This is a genomic window from Pseudomonas sp. NPDC089569, from assembly GCF_050280625.1.
Taxonomy (GTDB): Bacteria; Pseudomonadota; Gammaproteobacteria; order Pseudomonadales; family Pseudomonadaceae; genus Aquipseudomonas.
Window position 1 is genome coordinate 1 of the sequence record NZ_JBNNVQ010000215.1, and the last position, 2,941, is coordinate 2,941.

The following is a 2,941-nucleotide window of genomic DNA, read 5'->3' on the forward strand; positions in this document are numbered from 1 at the left end:
GGGCGTAGCTCAGTTGGTAGAGCACGGGATTGTGACTCCCGTTGTCGTGGGTTCGATCCCCATCGTCCACCCCATATTTCGAAAGGCGCCAGATTAACAGTCTGGCGCCTTTGCTTTAAAGGCAAGACCCGCGGATGTGGTGGAATTGGTAGACACACTGGATTTAGGTTCCAGCGCCGCGAGGCGTAAGAGTTCGAGTCTCTTCATCCGCACCAAATAAAGCGTCACCCATGCCGGTTGGCCTGGATGGAGCTTCTCAAAGAAGTGATTTGGCTTCTTTGACACGCAATATGGTGGGCGTAGCTCAGTTGGTAGAGCACGGGATTGTGACTCCCGTTGTCGTGGGTTCGATCCCCATCGTCCACCCCATATTTCGAAAGGCGCCAGATTTAACAGTCTGGCGCCTTTTTTGTTTCTGTGGATTCGGCGGCTGCAGGTTTCGGGTCGCATGGGTGGGGCGTTTCGTCGTATTTATGTTGCTCGATGATGCCGCGCTGCCCGCCGATCTTGCCTGCAGGATCGGCTGTCAGGGAGATGATTGGCAGCCTCTTCTATATAAGGAAGGGGTGGCGCAGAGCCCTGGCGTGATTGTCTGTATTTGTCATCGGGGCGAGGTGCATCCGTGCATTCGCACCTATAAATTGCCTGCTGTGTTTTTACCCGATTTCAGTAGGGTGACTTCTTGAGTTCGACCCACTAGAATGCATGCCCTTGATTCTGGGGTCGGAAACGGCCGGCTAACGTCTGTGCAACGAGGAATATCCATGCAAGTTTCTGTTGAAAATACTTCTGCTCTTGAGCGCCGCATGAGCATCACCGTGCCGGCGGAGCGCATCGAGACTCAGGTCAACAAGCGTCTGCAGCAGACTGCCCAAAAGGCCAAGATCGCAGGCTTCCGTCCAGGCAAAGTGCCAATGAGCGAAATCAAGCGCCGTTTTGGTGCCGAAGCTCGTCAGGAAGCGGTAGGCGATGTTATCCAGTCCTCCTTCTACGAAGCTGTCGTTGAGCAAAAGCTGAACCCGGCTGGTTCGCCTTCGATCGAGCCCAAGTCTCTGGAAGCGGGCAAGGACCTGGAATACGTTGCAGTATTCGAAGTGTTCCCTGAATTCACCGTTGCCGGTTTCGAAGGTATCGCCGTAGAGCGCCTGAGCGCTGACGTGGCTGATGCCGATCTGGACAAGATGCTGGACATCCTGCGCAAGCAGAACACCCGTTTCGAAGTGGCCGATCGCGCTGCCCAGAACGAAGATCAGCTGAACATCGACTTTGTTGGCAAGGTCGACGGTGAAGTGTTTGCTGGCGGCTCCGCCAAGGGCACTCAGCTGGTACTGGGTTCCGGCCGCATGATCCCTGGCTTCGAAGACGGCCTGGTTGGCGCTAAAGCCGGCGAAGAGCGTGTTCTGAACCTGACCTTCCCAGAGGACTATCAGAACCTCGACCTGGCTGGTAAAACCGCTGAATTCACCGTGACCGTGAACACTGTTTCCGAGCCGAAACTGCCAGAATTGAACGAAGAGTTCTTTGCTCAGTTCGGCATCAAGGAAACCGGTCTGGAAGGCTTCCGTACCGAAGTTCGCAAGAACATGGAGCGTGAACTGCGTCAGGCAATCAAATCCAAGGTCAAGAATCAGGTAATGGACGGTCTGCTGGCCACCAACCCGATCGAAGTGCCGAAGGCTCTGCTGTCCAATGAAGTTGACCGTCTGCGCGTGCAGGCTGTTCAGCAGTTCGGCGGCAACATCAAGCCTGACCAACTGCCGGCCGAGCTGTTCGAAGAGCAAGCCAAGCGCCGTGTTGTCCTGGGTCTGATCGTGGCCGAAGTGGTCAAGCAATTCGACCTCAAGCCTGACGAAGCTCGCGTTCGCGAGATGATTCAGGAGATGGCTTCGGCCTACCAGGAGCCTGAGCAAGTTGTGTCCTGGTACTACAAGAACGACCAGCAACTGAACGAAGTCCGTTCGGTTGTGCTGGAAGAGCAAGTTGTGGATACTGTTCTGCAGAAAGCTAGCGTGACCGACAAATCGGTCTCTTACGAAGAAGCGGTCAAGCCGGTAGAAGCTCCAAAAGCCGACTGATTGTTTCTGCGTCAGGAAGTACACACCATAAGCCAGCCTTCGTGCTGGCTTATGCGTATTCAAGACATAACTATTTGGGAGTGACTGCAGAGCATGTTCCGTAATTCGTTTATTCAGCAGAACTCTGATATCCAGGCCGCAGGCGGTCTGGTCCCGATGGTTGTCGAGCAGTCTGCTCGTGGCGAGCGTGCCTACGATATCTACTCGCGTCTTCTCAAGGAGCGAGTGATCTTTCTGGTTGGTCCGGTAGAGGACTACATGGCTAACCTGATCTGTGCACAGCTGCTGTTCCTTGAAGCGGAAAACCCGGACAAGGACATCCATCTCTATATCAACTCCCCAGGTGGTTCGGTGACGGCGGGCATGTCGATTTACGACACCATGCAGTTCATCAAGCCCAATGTGTCGACTACCTGTATCGGCCAGGCGTGCAGCATGGGCGCCTTCCTGCTGACGGCCGGTGCTCCCGGCAAGCGTTACTGCCTGCCGAACTCGCGCGTGATGATTCACCAGCCGCTGGGCGGTTTCCAGGGGCAGGCCTCGGACATCGAGATCCATGCCAAGGAAATCCTCTTCATTCGTGAGCGCCTCAACACGCTGATGGCCAAACACAGCGGGCGCACCCTTGAAGAAATCGAGCGCGATACCAACCGCGATAATTTCATGAGTGCAGAAGCCGCGCGTGAGTATGGGCTGATCGATGAAGTGATCACCCAGCGCCCTGCTTAAATCAAACAGCTCAAAATAGGGGTGGTTGGCTGGTCCGATCACCTGCGGGCTTGAAAAAGCCCGCAATTGCCTTCATCTTGTGTTGCAAGCCTATCGGATTTGGATCGATCGAATGACTGACACCCGCAACGGCGAGG

Annotated in this window: 2 protein-coding genes and 2 tRNA genes; all 4 read left to right on the forward strand. The window is 55.1% G+C overall.

Going from position 1 to position 2,941, the window contains the following annotated elements; all coding sequences use genetic code 11:
* The first annotated feature begins 130 nt into the window (after positions 1-130).
* The 4 genes from ACQKP2_RS32305 (at position 131) to clpP (ending at position 2,804) form a co-directional block, all read left to right on the forward strand.
* A tRNA-Leu gene (locus ACQKP2_RS32305) sits at positions 131-215 on the forward strand.
* 78 nt (positions 216-293) lie between these two features.
* Positions 294-369: transfer RNA gene (locus ACQKP2_RS32310), tRNA-His, on the forward strand.
* A 395-nt stretch (positions 370-764) separates the two neighbouring features.
* Entirely contained in the window at positions 765-2,075 is a 1,311-nt protein-coding gene (gene tig / locus ACQKP2_RS32315; RefSeq protein WP_427582311.1) for a trigger factor, read from the forward strand.
* Between the two features lie 93 nt (positions 2,076-2,168).
* On the forward strand, positions 2,169-2,804 hold the full coding sequence (gene clpP / locus ACQKP2_RS32320) for an ATP-dependent Clp endopeptidase proteolytic subunit ClpP (protein ID WP_427582312.1): 636 nt from the start codon (positions 2,169-2,171) through the stop codon (positions 2,802-2,804).
* Positions 2,805-2,941 lie beyond the last annotated feature (137 nt).